At 38.8% G+C, this 14,857-nt stretch carries 7 protein-coding genes; 4 read left to right on the plus strand and 3 right to left on the minus strand.

Translation table 11 applies throughout. From position 1 onward, the window contains the following. The first annotated feature begins 10 nt into the window (after window positions 1-10). Window positions 11-3,166, plus strand: coding sequence for a type I restriction endonuclease subunit R (locus IE867_RS06005; RefSeq protein WP_192483866.1), 3,156 nt, complete (start codon window positions 11-13; stop codon window positions 3,164-3,166). 59 nt (window positions 3,167-3,225) lie between these two features. Here IE867_RS06005 and IE867_RS06010 read toward each other — a convergent pair whose 3' ends face one another. Further along, window positions 3,226-4,164, minus strand: a complete 939-nt coding sequence (locus IE867_RS06010) for a sphingomyelin phosphodiesterase (RefSeq protein WP_192483867.1) — start codon at window positions 4,162-4,164, stop codon at window positions 3,226-3,228. Between the two features lie 246 nt (window positions 4,165-4,410). Here IE867_RS06010 and glyS point away from each other — a divergent pair, with 246 nt between their 5' ends. Both glyS and IE867_RS06020 read left to right on the plus strand, forming a co-directional pair. Beyond that, a complete protein-coding gene (gene glyS, locus IE867_RS06015; RefSeq protein ID WP_192483868.1) occupies window positions 4,411-6,501 on the plus strand; it encodes a glycine--tRNA ligase subunit beta in 2,091 nt (696 codons plus the stop codon). Window positions 6,502-6,691: 190 nt separating this feature from the next. Beyond that, window positions 6,692-7,783, plus strand: a complete 1,092-nt coding sequence (locus IE867_RS06020) for a linear amide C-N hydrolase (RefSeq protein WP_192483869.1) — start codon at window positions 6,692-6,694, stop codon at window positions 7,781-7,783. Window positions 7,784-8,076: 293 nt separating this feature from the next. On the opposite strand, the gene mfd is transcribed toward IE867_RS06020, so the two are convergent. Beyond that, window positions 8,077-11,538 carry a transcription-repair coupling factor gene (gene mfd, locus IE867_RS06025; RefSeq protein WP_192483870.1) on the minus strand — a complete coding sequence of 1,154 codons (3,462 nt, stop codon included), beginning with the start codon at window positions 11,536-11,538 and terminating at the stop codon, window positions 8,077-8,079. Between the two features lie 85 nt (window positions 11,539-11,623). Then, the gene (locus IE867_RS06030; RefSeq protein WP_192483871.1) at window positions 11,624-12,367 is read right to left on the minus strand and encodes an SDR family NAD(P)-dependent oxidoreductase; all 744 of its coding nucleotides are present in this window, start codon (window positions 12,365-12,367) and stop codon (window positions 11,624-11,626) included. A 303-nt stretch (window positions 12,368-12,670) separates the two neighbouring features. Here IE867_RS06030 and IE867_RS06035 point away from each other — a divergent pair, with 303 nt between their 5' ends. Next, entirely contained in the window at window positions 12,671-14,806 is a 2,136-nt protein-coding gene (locus IE867_RS06035) for an adenosylcobalamin-dependent ribonucleoside-diphosphate reductase (RefSeq protein ID WP_192483872.1), read from the plus strand. Window positions 14,807-14,857: the final 51 nt, after the last annotated feature.

Below are 14,857 nucleotides of genomic sequence, written 5' to 3' on the forward strand. Positions count from 1 at the left end.
GAGGCAAGAAATGAGTACAAAACACCACGAGAAAAAAATGGAAGAGCAAGTTGTTTTAGATATGTGCGCACCCGAGTGCGGTTGGGTTGAAGGCATTTCAAGTGGCTATAATAAATCTTTAGCGTTATATACCGAGGATTTACTTGAGTATATTAAAACGACACAACCTGAAGCCTATGAGAAATATCAAAACCGCTTCAAAGACAAGGCGGATGATGAGATTAGCAAACTCGTTGCTAAGAAGATTCATGACAAAGGCGCTCTTCAGTATTTTAGGCATGAAATAAAAGCCCATCCAGCAAGATTGAAACTGTGCCAATTTAAACCACAGCTACATAATGAAACTTTAGAGCGTAATTATCATGCCAATATTTGTCGCGTGGTTAGACAAGTGTTTTATTCTGAAAACAATAAAAACAGCATTGATTTGGTGTTATTCGTCAATGGTATTCCTGTGGCAACCATCGAGTTAAAAACCGACTTTACACAAACGGTTGACGATGCGATTGAGCAGTATAAATCAGATCGCTTACCCAAAGATCAGCTAACACGCAAAGATGAGCCATTGCTTACTTTCAAGCGTGGTGCGTTAGTACACTTTGCAGTAAGCACCGATGAAGTCTATATGACGACTAAGCTTCAAGGCAAGGATACCTTTTTATTGCCCTTTAACAAGGGCAATAATGGTGGCAAAGGCAATCCACATAAACCTCAAGGTTTTGCCACGGAGTATTTATGGCAGGAGGTGTTAAGCAAAGAGAGCTTACTTAATATCTTGGCGAAATTTATGCACCTTCAAGTGGAAGAAAAAACAACGGCCAAAGGTGTTAAATACAAGAAAGAAACCCTGATTTTCCCGCGCTATCATCAGCTTGATGTGGTCAGAAAATTACTACAAGCCGTACATGTTGAAAAGGTTGGTCAAAAATATTTAATCCAGCATAGTGCCGGCAGTGGCAAGTCCAATTCCATTGCATGGCTGTCACATCAATTATCATCCTTACACAGTAATGAAGGTAAGCGTTACTTTGATACCGTGATTGTGATTACTGATCGCACGGTTTTGGATAGTCAGCTACAACAAACGATTAAACAATTTGAACAAGTTGATGGCTTGGTGGTACCTATTGAGAAAACGTCGGATTTTCAAAGTAAATCCAATCAGCTTGCTACAGCATTAAAAGATGGTGCTGCCATTATTCCTGTGACGATTCAGACCTTCCCTTTTGTGTTGGAAGAGATACAAAAAACAACTTCATTAAAGGGTAAAAACTTTGCTATTATTGCTGATGAGGCGCATTCGTCGCAATCAGGAAAAACAGCGCAAAAAGTAAAAGAAGTATTAAATGCTGAGATGCTTGATGAGGAGATGAGTGCTGAGGATGTGCTAAATGCAACCCTAGAGAGTAAAGGCAAATTAACCAATATCAGTTTTTTTGCATTTACTGCCACACCAAAATACAAAACGATGGAGCTTTTTGGACGACCTACAAAACCCAATGAGCCCACAGGCAAGGATAACCTGCCACTACCATTTCATGTCTATACAATGCAACAAGCCATTGAAGAGGGCTTTATTCTTGATGTCTTAAAAAACTATACGACCTATGAAACAGCATTAAAAATCGTCTCCAAAGATGGCGAGCGTAAGGTGGAAACTAGGCAGGCTAAAATCAAGCTTAAGCGTTATACCACATTGCATCCTTATGCGATTGCACAGAAGATTGATATTATTCTCACGCATTTTGCCAATTCAATTAAGCCATTGTTGAACTATCAAGCCAAGGCGATGGTGGTAACTTCCTCACGCAAGGCAGCAGTAAGATACAAAATTGAATTTGATCGCTTTTTAGAAAAAAATAAAGGCAATCCACTTTTTGATAATGTTGCGGCAATGGTTGCCTTCTCTGGTAAGGTTAATGATGATCATGAAGGGGAAGAAAAGGAATATACTGAGCTTAATATGAATCCTAGGTTAAAGGGGCGCGATATGCGTGACGCCTTTGATAGCGATGATTATCAAGTTATGCTTGTTGCTAATAAATTTCAAATAGGCTTTGATCAACCAAAGCTGTGCGCCATGTATGTTGATAAGAAATTAAGTGGTGTGGATGCCGTGCAAACATTATCACGTTTAAATCGCACCTACACCGGCAAAGATCATGTTTTTATTTTGGATTTTGTCAATAAAGCCGAAGATATCAAAGAGGCGTTTGAACCATATTATAAGACGGAAGAAATTACGAATGTAACGGATGAAAATTTGGTTTACGAACTTTATGAAAAGCTCGATGAATATGGCATATTTACACCATCTGAAATAGAGGCTTACTCTCAAGCATTTTATCAGAATAAAAATCTTCAAAACCTAATGAGTGCTGCTATTAAGCCTGCAGCAGATAGGTTTAAAGGTCGCTATAGACAGGCTGTTGAGGCAATCAAGCGTGCCCAACTTGAGCTAGATCGCGCCAAGGATGCTAATGATGAGATTGCGATTAAAAATACAAGCTCTGAGCTCAAAGAAGTATCAGAAGCCAAAAATTACTTAGATGTTTTTAAAAAGTCCTTATCAACCTTTATCAGAATGTATGACTTCTTGTCTCAGGTGCATGATTATAATGATGTCGAGTTAGAAAAATTCTCAAGCTATGCGCGAGGTTTGTTGCCAAACCTGCATACCACTGAGTTAGCCCCTCAAGTCGATATTGGTGATGTGGTGCTGACTAACTACAAGTTGACAAAGCAGGCAACTCAAAGCATTGACTTAAAAGGTGGCAAGATAGATGCGATCAATCCTGGGCAAGCTAAAGCACGAGACCAAAAAACTGAAGTGTTCAGCAAAATTGTTGATCAATTCAATGCGTCATTTTCAGGTGAGTTTAGCAATGAAGATGCTATTAACTTTGTGACGAGTGTCAAAGATAAAGTGAAAAAAGATGAAAAAACCATGGCGCAGATTTATGCAAATGACAAACAGCGTGCGTTGGAAGGAAGTTTGCCACAATCAGTAGAAAGCGCTGTTGTAGATAGCTTACGTACGCATACGGATTTAAGCATGCAAGCGCTAGGACAAAAAGAAAAAATGGCATTAATTACATCAATGATTGCGGATATGATCTACGCAGAAAAGGCAGACCGTGCACTTGTAACTAAATGCAGAGAGTAAAAAGAGAGTAAAAATGCTTTGCGGTCGGTATATGTCCGCATTATTAAAATCAAAGCAATCTAAGGGTAAACCAATGTGCCAATCATGGCATAATGATCAGACAAATCTGGCATATCTCCTAGACGTTTATTTTTAAGTGCAACGATTTCAACAGTTGATTGTGTAGCACTTGGGCATATTGCGCCATCGATACAAAGAATGTGATCAAGTGTCGTTCTTTCATCACTGACTGCCATGCTATTGGTTAATTTGTCATAGCTAAAGGGTAGTGTGTTTTGAGCAAAAGGCGCGCTTGATTTTAAATGCAGCATATTAAGCAATGTTTGGTAAACGATATTTCCCGTTGTGGGTTCTGTGGTACTCGAATAGCCGCTATCTGCGTTAAAGTCGCCCATTAAAATCACCTTGTCATTGCTTGTGTAATGTTGATTTGAAATGGCTTCTTGCAAAGCACCCATTTGTCTTTTCCAAACATTAAATTCATTATCATCGATAGTGCCGCTAAAGCTTTGTGCATGTAGTGAAATGAAGTTATATACTTGGTGATCTTTTTCAATAGCAACAAATACTGCCCCTTTGTTAGAAATCCCTTCAAGTCCATAAGAGCGTGGGAAAACAGCATAGTGAGGCTGACCAACAATTGGATATCTGCTGTAAATAACAACGCCACCATTAAGCAGATTTAGATGCTCTAAACTTGGTTGACCCACGATATTTGTCCGATATTTATAGCCAAAAGCCTTCATGCGTTTATCCAAGATATAAAAAGAAATTGGCGCAATTGCTTCTTGTAATGCGACAACATCGATATTGTGTTTGGCAATCTCTTTAGGGATATAATAAGCGCGTTGATAAGGCTTATTTAAATTCGTGGTTAATGGGGTAGGGATGTTGGGTAATAAGTTCACATTATACGTCATCACTTTGATCTCAGTAGCAAATAGATAAGATGTAATTACTAACATCAAAGCACTGATGATTAACTTCCATCGTTTCATTGTCTTCTCCTTTAATTTCCTTTTAAGTTGGGGGTGAGCATGTCGCCTCACATGCTCAAGGACAGTGTAGAAGAAAATGATGTGAAGTACATTAAAGCAGGATGAAAATAGTATTTTTCCCTTAGAATTTTAGGTTTTTACTTTTTTTGCTGTTTTTATTGTTTTTAACGCTTTTACTTACTTTTGCTCGCTATTGACGTTAAAATACAGCCCCATTGCAAGTGATGAAATTAACGAAATTGATTTATGTTGGATACTGCTGATTTATTATTTGAGTTAGGCACGGAAGAGCTGCCACCGAAGGCCTTAAAGAACATGGCGCAAAAACTATTAGAAAATGTCAGTAAAGCATTAGATGAGTTAGAGATTGGCTACCAATCTAAGCAATTTTATGCCTCACCAAGACGTCTGGCTTTTGTGATAGAACAATTACAAACAACGCAAAAAGATAAATTAATCGATAAAGAAGGTCCCTTTATCGATAAAGCATATGATGCAGATGGCAAGCCAACCAAAGCCGCTTTAGGCTTTGCCAAGTCTTGTGGTGTGAGTTTTGATAAGCTTACCACCATTGAGCACAGCAAAGGCACACGCCTTTTTTATCAAATAGCACAAAAGGGGCAGCAAACCAAAGAGATCATTGCAGGTATTATTGATAACGCTTTGAAGAAATTACCGATTCCTAAAATGATGCGCTGGGGCGATGAGGAATATCAGTTTGTGCGTCCTGTGCATTGGACGGTATTGCTGCTTGCTGATGAGCTGGTTGATGCTTCCTTTTATGGTTGCAAAACTTCACATATCAGTTATGGTCATCGGTTTCACGCGCCAGATGCAATACATATTAATGATGCCAGTGACTATGTGGGTAAACTAGAGGCCGCACATGTATTAGTTGATTGGCAAGTGCGTAAAGACAAAGTAGTCACTTCTGCTAAAGCTTTAGCCGAGAAACACCACGCCAATGCTGTATTAAATGATAACTTAGTTGAAGAGGTTACAGCCATTGTCGAGTATCCGCATGCTTTATTATGTGATTTTGATCAGGACTTTTTGCGTGTGCCACAAGAAGCGTTAATATCAGCAATGGAAGAACATCAAAAGTGCTTTGCCTTGGTTGATGACAACAATAAGATGATCAATCATTTTATTACCATGAGTAATATCGCGAGTTCCAACCCCCAAACGGTGATTAAAGGTAACAATAAGGTCATGGCAGCACGTTTATCAGATGCTGCATTTTTCTATGATACCGATGTTAAAAAGCCGTTAGAAACGTATGTTGAAAAGCTAAAAGTTGTTACATTCCAAAAAGCGCTAGGCTCTGTATTTGATCGCACAGCGCGTATCGCCTTATTAGCGCAAGCGATTGCTAAGGTCATTGGTGCAGATGATATGCTTGCGCATCGCGCGGGTTACTTAAGTAAGGCAGATCTCATGACCGATATGGTCTATGAGTTTACTGATCTACAAGGCATTATTGGTAAATATTATGCCAAAGCACATGGCGAAGATAGTGAAGTATGTCAGGCAATTGAAGAGCAGTATTGGCCAAAATACGCAGGGGATGAGCTACCTCAAAGTAAAATAGCACAAGCACTAGCCATTGCTGAGAAAATGGATACTTTAGTTGGCATATTTGGCATTGGACAAAAGCCAACAGGGGACAAGGATCCATTTGCCTTAAGGCGTGCAGCGATTGGTGTACTACGTATATTAAAAGAGCATCATTTAGCGATCTCATTATCAACCTTGATTGAGTTATCGATTAACACCTTCCATGCTGATCAATTAACTGCACAAGCAGATTTAAAGAATAGTTTGAAGCAATTCTTTATTGATCGCTTGAAAGTGATCTATAAAGAAGAGGGTGTAGCCGGAGAAATCTTTGAAGCGGTTAAAGCGGTTGATCACGCCGATGTTGCTGATTTTGATGCGCGTATTAATGCCTTACTTGCCTTTAAGTCGCATATAGCATGTGAGCGCTTAGCACAAAGTAACAAACGTGTTGCCAATATTCTGGCAAAAAATGCCATAAATGATGTGAATGAAGTGAAAGATGCGTTGAGTATTGATCAAGACTTATTGCAAGAAGCTGCAGAGATTAACCTATTTGACGCATTGCACTTAGTTGAAAGCAAGTTATCTGCGTTAATAAGTGACAAAAAATACCAAGAGGCGTTATTGATTTTATCAACACTGGATGAACCGATTGCCGAGTTTTTTGAACACGTTATGGTTATTGCTGAGGATAAAAAGATTAAAAACAATCGTCTGGCAATCTTACAAAAAATAGCATACTTATTTCGTCAAGTAGCTGATTTATCAGTTTTATAACAAAAAATAGTAGGGCGTATGCTATACGCCCCTACATGTTAAATAGCCTGCGTGAGTTTTCACTTGCGATAAGATAAATTCAAATAGTGTATTTAATTACCTTATATCCCTATAAGCAATCGTAATTGTTAAGCAATGATTTATGGTGATAGGATGGCGAATCATTGCTCAATTTAACTTAAGGTGATTTATGTCAATTTCTCGTTACTTAGCTTTCGCACTCCCTCTTTTTGGTGTCACTTATGCGCAAGCTTGTACTGATATAAAAGTACAAGCAAAAAATGGCGATGTCGTTATCGGTCGCACTATGGAGTTTGCCATTGATACGAAAGATCAGCTGCAGCGCTATTTACAAGGGCAAACATTTCAAACGACTAATCCAGATGGTTCCATATCGATGCAATGGCAAGGTAAATATAACTTTGTGGGTATCTATGCGCAAGATGCCAAAGATGCTGTGTTTGATGGTGTTAATGAACATGGGTTAGCTGCAGAAGCCTTATTATTCCCACATTATGCTGATTATGGACCTAAAGATATATCAGGTAATACTCATCAGAAGTTTGTGAAAATCAATGATTTATTAGTATGGGTTTTGTCACAATATCAAACCGTTCCCGAAGTTAAAAAGGCTTTATCAACGATTAGAATTTGGGCAGAAAAAGAAGCTGTATTAAAGCATCAAGTACCTGAACTTCATTTTGTTTTTCATGACAAAAAAGGCAATAGCATCGTTGTTGAGTATGAAAATAATGGTCAATTAAAAGTGTATGACAATAAAGTCAATGTAATGACCAATAGCCCAAGCTATCATTGGCATTTGACTAATTTAAAAAACTACTTACATTTATCGCCATACAATCAAAATTCAATAACGTTTAATGGCGAAGAAATCCCATCCATCAGTCAGGGAAATGGCTTTTTAGGGTTGCCAGGTGACTATACATCACCATCACGCTTTGTGAAACAATTTGCTCTTTTACACACCGCCATCCAGCCGCAAAATACGCGTGAGACAATTGTGCTAAGCACACATATTTTGAATAACGTCGACATTCCTAAAGGTGCTATGCGTAACAAGATTGGAAATGATACTGTCTATGGCACTACACTTTGGTCAGTTATTAAGGACTTAAGTCACAATAATTTATATTTTAGAACGTATGATAGCTTGGGCTATGTTAAGATTGATTTAAATACACTATGGCAAGAAAAAAATGGTAAGCCCATTGCCGTTGAGAGTTTAAATTCGTTTGAACATACCCATCGTAAATCATTTTGAGGTGTTAAGTTGCGAAGCAGTTTGTGAAGTTTTTGACAAGTTGGATTGCAGGTAATAGCTAGGACTATTGCCAAAACTCAACTTGGTAAAAACGCGGAAAATGCAAAGCAAGAAATTCTATAAAATGGTTTGCGGTGGGTATAGTTAATGCTTTGTTTATTTATAGTAATGAATCAAGAATAAGTTGCATCAGCTAACACCTCTCCCCTTGTGGGATTGCTCGTGCAGCTTAAGCTGCGCAGGTGAGGGGGATAATTGAAGCTCAACTTATTTTTTCATTATTACTTAGGTACTTAATGCCTTGTTTGCTTTATTTTTGACTGCAACCTATCGATAAATGCACTAATAAACGCAATTCGTTCTTGGGCTTGAGGTAAGGCCTTTTTAATCATAAGCTTTTGATCTTGACTTAATTGGAAATCTTGCGGCTGCATTTGCACTAGCGTAATCAGGTGAATAGGGTCAAATTCAAGAGGTGTGTTAAAACCTATTTTGCCACCTGATGAGTGCATTTCGATTTTATGAATACCAAGGTGAGTGGCGCTTAACTTCAAATGAGTTATATCAAATAAATACTGCGCATGCTCGGGCAATAAACCAAAGCGATCAATCACTTCAACTTTGATTCTATCTAGCTCATCGTGTGTTTCTGCACTAGAGATGCGTTTATAAAGCCCAAGACGCGTGTGCACATCATAGATATATTCTTCAGGGAAAAGTGTAGGGATTCTAAGCTCAATCTGGGCATCTAATTGAAAGGATTGATTGATCTTGGTTGCATCAAATGTTTCGCCTTTTTGTAGTGCTGAGATGGTTTTTTGTAGTAAGTCCATATAAAGATTAAAGCCAATGCCTTGCATATTACCACTTTGCTCTTTGCCAAGCATCTCACCGGCACCCCGGATCTCAAGATCATGGTTAGCCAACATGTAACCGCCACCTAATGACTCTGTTTCTAAGATCGCTTCAAGACGCTTTTTTGCATCTTTTGCTAATGATGCTTCAGGTGGTGTCAGTAAATAAGCATAAGCCTGATGATGTGAGCGCCCAACGCGACCCCGCAGCTGATGCAATTGTGCTAAGCCAAAATTATCCGCGCGTTCAATCACGATGGTATTAGCATTAGCAATATCAATACCGGTTTCAATAATCGTGGTACACACCAAAATTTGATAGCGATTTTGTTGGAATTCAAACATGATTTTCTCAAGTTCACGCTCGCGCATTTGCCCATGCGCTACCGCAATGTTGATATCAGGGAAAAGCTTTTGTAACTCCTCAGCCTTATGATAAATCGTGCTAACACTGTTGTGAAGATAATAAACTTGCCCGCCCCTTAACGCCTCACGCATCACGGCTTCTTTGACAATGCCACTGTTATATTGTCTAACAAATGTTTTCACCGATAGGCGTTTAGCAGGTGCTGTGGCAATCACTGACAAATCGCGGATATTAGAAAATGCCATATTTAATGTGCGTGGAATAGGGGTTGCCGTCATCGTTAGAATATCGATATTAGCACGCATTGCTTTCATTTTTTCTTTGTGAGTGACGCCAAAACGATGCTCTTCATCGATAATTAACAATCCCAAATTATGGAACTTAATTTTCTCAGATAACAATTTATGTGTGCCGATGACAATATCGATATTACCATCGTTGATTTGTTTGATCGCATCATTTTGCTCTTTGGTTGTTTTAAAGCGTGACAGTACTTCAACAGTTGCACCCATTTCACTAAATCGATCACTAAAGTTATCAAAATGCTGTTGTGCTAATAAAGTGGTTGGTGCTAAAACAGCGACTTGTTTATTGTTACTTGCGGCAATAAAGGCGGCACGCATCGCTACTTCTGTTTTGCCAAAACCAACATCACCACACACCAAGCGATCCATTGGTTTATCTGAAATCATATCTTTAATGACATCATGAATTGCAATGGCTTGATCAGGTGTTTCTTCAAAGGGAAACCCTTCACAAAATGCCAGATAGTCTTTCTCATGGAATATATTGCCATAGCCTTGTTTGAGCGCACGCTCTGCATAAATTGCCAAAAGGTCAGCGGCAACATCATTGATCTTTTTAGCCGCTTTTTCTTTTTCTTTTTGCCAAGTATCGGTGCCAAGCTTACTAATAGGTGCATGTTCAAGCTCAGTACCACTATAGCGACTGACTAGGTGTAGTGCATAGATTGGCACATATAACTTTTCATCATTTTTAAATTTAAGCGTTAGAAACTCAGTGTCTTGTGCGCCGAAATCAAGCTTAGTTAAGCCATCAAAACGTGCAATACCGTGTTCAATATGCACTACTGGGCTGCCTAGACTTAGTTCCGATAAATCTTTAAGGGCGACAGTCGGTATGCTTTGATCTTTTTGTTTAATGCGTGTGCGTAGATTAATCGCACTATGATTTGCAAAGAGATCAAACTCGGTAATGATAAGTGTTTTATGATTTTTATTATGGGTAATAATACCTTGGGTAAAAGGTGCAACAGTAATCGCTCGTGCTGAGCCCGATTCAAGCGCATCACTGAAGTTGACATAGGTATCAAGCGTCAAACCCAGTTTGCTTAAGTTTTCATACATAAGCGCTTTTCTGCCAGGACTTTCAGCACAAAAAATAACTTTGTTAAAGTTTGTATTTGTTAATAAATCCAGAAGCTTTTGATAGGGCTCTTTATATTGATAATGTACATGAATATCAGGTAGAGCCTCAACTTCAAGGTTATTTGCCTTGGTTTTATCTTGAGATAACCATTTAATGTGCGTGAAATCTTTGATTAAGCCATTAAATGCAGCAGGGGATAAGAAAACCTGCTCAGGTTGTAAAATAGGGCGCTCACGATCATGGGCTAATTGGTCATGTCTCGTCAAAATATCAGTGTGATATTTCTCTAATGACAATTGGCAGTTATAAATGCTATGAATGATCGTATCTTGTTGTAAATAGTCAAAGAGTGTATTAACACCTTCAAAGAATAGTGGCAGATAAAATTCAATACCACTGATCATTTGCCCTTTAATGATACTTTGATAAACTTGGTTTTGAGTATCTGCGTGCGGTATCATCTCATACCAGTTTAGTGCAAATTGATCGAGTGTTTTTTTATCAAGGACAAACTCTTGTGTTGGCAATATGTTGACTTCATCAATTGGTGAGTGAGAGCGTTGTGTTTCCACATCAATACAGCGGATACTATCAACCTCATCATCAAATAGATCAATACGATAGGCGTCATCCGAGCCCATTGGGAAAATATCCAAGATACTGCCACGCACACTAAACTCACCTCGAGTAATCACTTGGGTGACATTTTGATAACCTGTGGTTTCTAGTTGCCGCTTTTTTAGCGTTAGATCAAGCCTGTCACCTCTTTTGATCACAAAAGCATTAGCATGCAAAAAGGACTTTGGTGGTAGATATTTAGTCAGCGTATTAACACTGGCAATGATAATGCTATTGGGATTATTTTGAATCTGGTTTAAGGTATTTAAACGTGATGAGATCACATCCTCACTCGCAGAGAAATAATCAAAAGGCAAAATCTCAAGATCAGCAAAATGCAAAATGGTTTTTTGTGGCAGTAAAAAGCACAGCTCATCATATAATTGTAGTGCGACTTGTGCACTTTCACACACTAATAAATGAGGCTTTTGATCATTTGCCAAGATGTATTCATTTAAGGCAAGCGATAGTGCCGTAGGAATGGCGTTGGCATAAATATTGCGTGTCGCTTTTGGCAGAATCTGCATGATAAATTTAAATCTAGAATATTGTGTGGCGTTATTTTAGCGAACTCATATGGCATATACCAGACAATACCAGAAAAGATGCTAATTATTGCGCGGTATAGCCACCATCAATGGCAATATTGCTACCTAATAAGAAACTGCCTGCTTGATCAATAAGATAATAGATTAAACTCGCTACTTCTTCTGGTTGTCCTAAGCGTTTTGCCGGTTGTAGTAATTGTTCTTCTTTATGAATGGTATCAATATCAGCCCCTGATTTTTGGCAATAGTTTCGTATTGCTTGCCAATAAAGTGGTGTTTCAATCGTGCCAGGACAAACACAATTGGCAGTAATATGATCTTTAGCATAATCAAGAGCGATGTTTTTGGTCAGCTGAGCAATAGCGGCTTTTGTTAAGCCATAAACTGCTGAGTTATTTTTAGCAACAAAAGACTGATCAGAACCGATAGTAATAATGCGTCCACCATGTGCGTTTTGCTTCATTAATGAAATGGTTTCTTTAAGCACAAAAAAGCATGAGGTAAGGTTAGTGTTTAACACGCGAAAATAATCTCTCTCTGATGTATTTTCAATGCTGGCAGAGAAATGAATGCCAGCATTAGAGATAAGCGCGTCAATACGTGGATATTTTTCTTTAATGTGTTTAAAAGACTCACTGATTGCCGCAACTTGACTTAAATCCGTTTGAATATAATCAACACCAGAAACTTCATTTGGGGCGATATCTAGATTAATCACCTGATAATCATTGGCATGAAACAGCGCACAGCACGCCTTGCCAATGCCTTGGCTGCCACCGGTAATAATAATGGTTCTTTTTGAGGTCATAACGAGACTTGATTGCTTTACTTATGGCTATTAACTTTAAAGAAAAAGTGACTGAAAGCAAATGATAATTTATGCTTCCATGTTGTTAGATATTCACGTTTTGATGGCGAGTGTATAGAGTTTCTGCTTTGAAAACAAATATAATTGATCGCTTGTAGCAAGTTCAAAGTCAGATAGTCGCAACTATCTTTCGAGTCAAGACATATCATGAAAATATTCAGGGAAAAAAATGCCGCCTTTCATAAAAAATAACGTTAGAATATCCAGTGTATTTTGTTATTTTTAGGTTATGAGGAGCCCGTCATGTCGTTGACAGAAGCAATACCAACAATCGATATCCAAGCAGCATCCTTGGATATTTGGGATAGTAAATATCGTTTAAAAACACGCTTAGGTGAGCCTGTTGATCAAGATATTGATGCGACATATCAGCGTGTTGCCAAAGCATTATCAGAGGTTGAGGCAACCAAAGCGTTGCAACAAAAACATTATGAAGAGTTCTTGTGGGCATTAAGAAATGGTGCCATTCCCGCAGGAAGAATTGTCTCTAACGCTGGTGCACTTGAGCATAAGCCTGCGACTTCTACGATCAACTGTACGGTTTCAGGCACGATTCATGACTCGATGGATGATATTTTGCAAAAAGTACATGAATCAGGATTAACACTTAAAGCCGGATGTGGAATTGGTTATGAGTTCTCAACATTGCGTCCAAAAGGCGCATTTGTTGCCGGAGCTGGTGCGCATACTTCAGGTCCCATGTCATTTATGGATATCTATGACAAGATGTGCTTTACCGTGGCATCAGCAGGTGGCAGGCGCGGTGCACAAATGGGCACCTTTGATGTTGGCCATCCTGATGTCTTTGATTTTATCCGTGCCAAACGCGAAGATGGGCGTTTGCGCCAATTTAACTTATCATTATTGATTACCAAAGATTTTATCGATGCCGTTGAGCAGGATGGACAGTGGCATTTGGCTTTCCCGATGACTGAGGCTGAACAACAGGCACATAACATTGATTTGCAAGATACAACACAAGTATTATGGCGCGATTGGCCGGTTAAAGATGACTATATAAATGATGATTCAGGCCTTGTTGCTTGTAAGATTTATAACACAATCAAGGCGCGTCGTTTGTGGGATATGATCATGTCCTCAACCTATGATTATGCTGAACCTGGGTTTATCTTGATCGATAAAGTTAATGAAGATAATAATAATTGGTTTTGCGAGACCATTCGTGCTACAAACCCATGTGGTGAGCAGCCATTACCACCTTATGGTTCTTGTTTGTTAGGTTCGGTTAATTTAACTAAATTTATTGAAGCACCATTTACCAAAGAGGCTCGTTTTGATTGGGATAAATATCGTAAAGTTGTGCGTATCTTTACGCGCATGCTTGATAATGTCGTCGAAATCAACGGTCTTCCATTAAAAGAGCAACGTCATGAGATCGAATCCAAGCGTCGTCATGGCATGGGCTTTTTAGGCTTGGGTTCAGCAATTACCATGCTTAAGATGAAATATGGCAGCAAAGACTCGGTAGCATTTACCGAAGAAGTTGCCAAACAAATGGCATTAGAAGGTTGGCGTGAAGGCGTTAAATTAGCCAAAGAAAAGGGTAGTGCACCGGTGCTTGAGAAGGACTTTGCCGTTACAGAAGAGTTCTTACGCTTACGTCCTGAGATGGCAGCAGATGGTGTGAAAGTTGGTGACATAATCAAAGGACGTATGTTGCATGCTAAATATAGTCGTTATATGCAACGCATAGCCAAAGAGGATATCTCTATTATTGACGCCATTTGTGAGTATGGCTGTCGCTTCACACATCATACATCTATTGCACCTACGGGTACGATCTCGTTATCATTAGCAAATAATGTGAGTAACGGTATTGAGCCAAGCTTTGCCCATCACTATGCGCGCAATGTCATTCGTGCAGGTAAAAAATCCAAAGAAAAAGTAGATGTATTTTCCTATGAGTTATTAGCGTATCGTCAGTTAGTTAATAACGAAGCAATGCCATTTGCTAAAGATCAGGCACAGCAATTACCTGAATATTTCATCAGTGCTGATAATGTCAAACCGAAAGAGCACGTTGATATTCAAGCAGCCGCACAAAAATGGGTTGATTCAAGTATTTCAAAAACCGCTAACGTGCCGACGGATTTCCCATTTGCTGATTTCAAAGACATATATCTTTATGCCTACCATCAAGGTTTAAAGGGATGTACAACCTTTAGATTTAATCCTGAAGTTTTCCAAGGTGTTTTGGTTAAAGATGAAGATCTTGAGAAAACCAAATATCGTTTCACGCTTGATGATGGTTCAATGCTTGAGCTAAAGGGTAATGAAATGATTGAGTATGATGGTGAAGAGCATACAGCAGCAAACCTATATGACGCTTTAAAAGAAGGATATTACGGGAAGTTCTAATGCTTATACCATCAAAAACTTCTTTAGCATTAAGCATCACAAAGTGATTTA

The sequence above is a fragment of the Cysteiniphilum marinum genome (assembly GCF_014857925.1).
Lineage (GTDB): Bacteria > Pseudomonadota > Gammaproteobacteria > Francisellales > Francisellaceae > Caedibacter > Caedibacter marinus.

Excerpts from the sequence above, each read along its gene's own strand:
- IE867_RS06010 (WP_192483867.1), bottom strand. The coding sequence starts at position 4,164 with ATGAAACGATGGAAGTTAATCATCAGTGCTTTGATGTTAGTAATTACA.
- glyS (WP_192483868.1), top strand. The coding sequence starts at position 4,411 with ATGTTGGATACTGCTGATTTATTATTTGAGTTAGGCACGGAAGAGCTG.
- IE867_RS06005 (WP_192483866.1), top strand. The coding sequence starts at position 11 with ATGAGTACAAAACACCACGAGAAAAAAATGGAAGAGCAAGTTGTTTTA.
- IE867_RS06020 (WP_192483869.1), top strand. The coding sequence starts at position 6,692 with ATGTCAATTTCTCGTTACTTAGCTTTCGCACTCCCTCTTTTTGGTGTC.
- mfd (WP_192483870.1), bottom strand. The coding sequence starts at position 11,538 with ATGCAGATTCTGCCAAAAGCGACACGCAATATTTATGCCAACGCCATT.
- IE867_RS06030 (WP_192483871.1), bottom strand. The coding sequence starts at position 12,367 with ATGACCTCAAAAAGAACCATTATTATTACCGGTGGCAGCCAAGGCATT.
- IE867_RS06035 (WP_192483872.1), top strand. The coding sequence starts at position 12,671 with ATGTCGTTGACAGAAGCAATACCAACAATCGATATCCAAGCAGCATCC.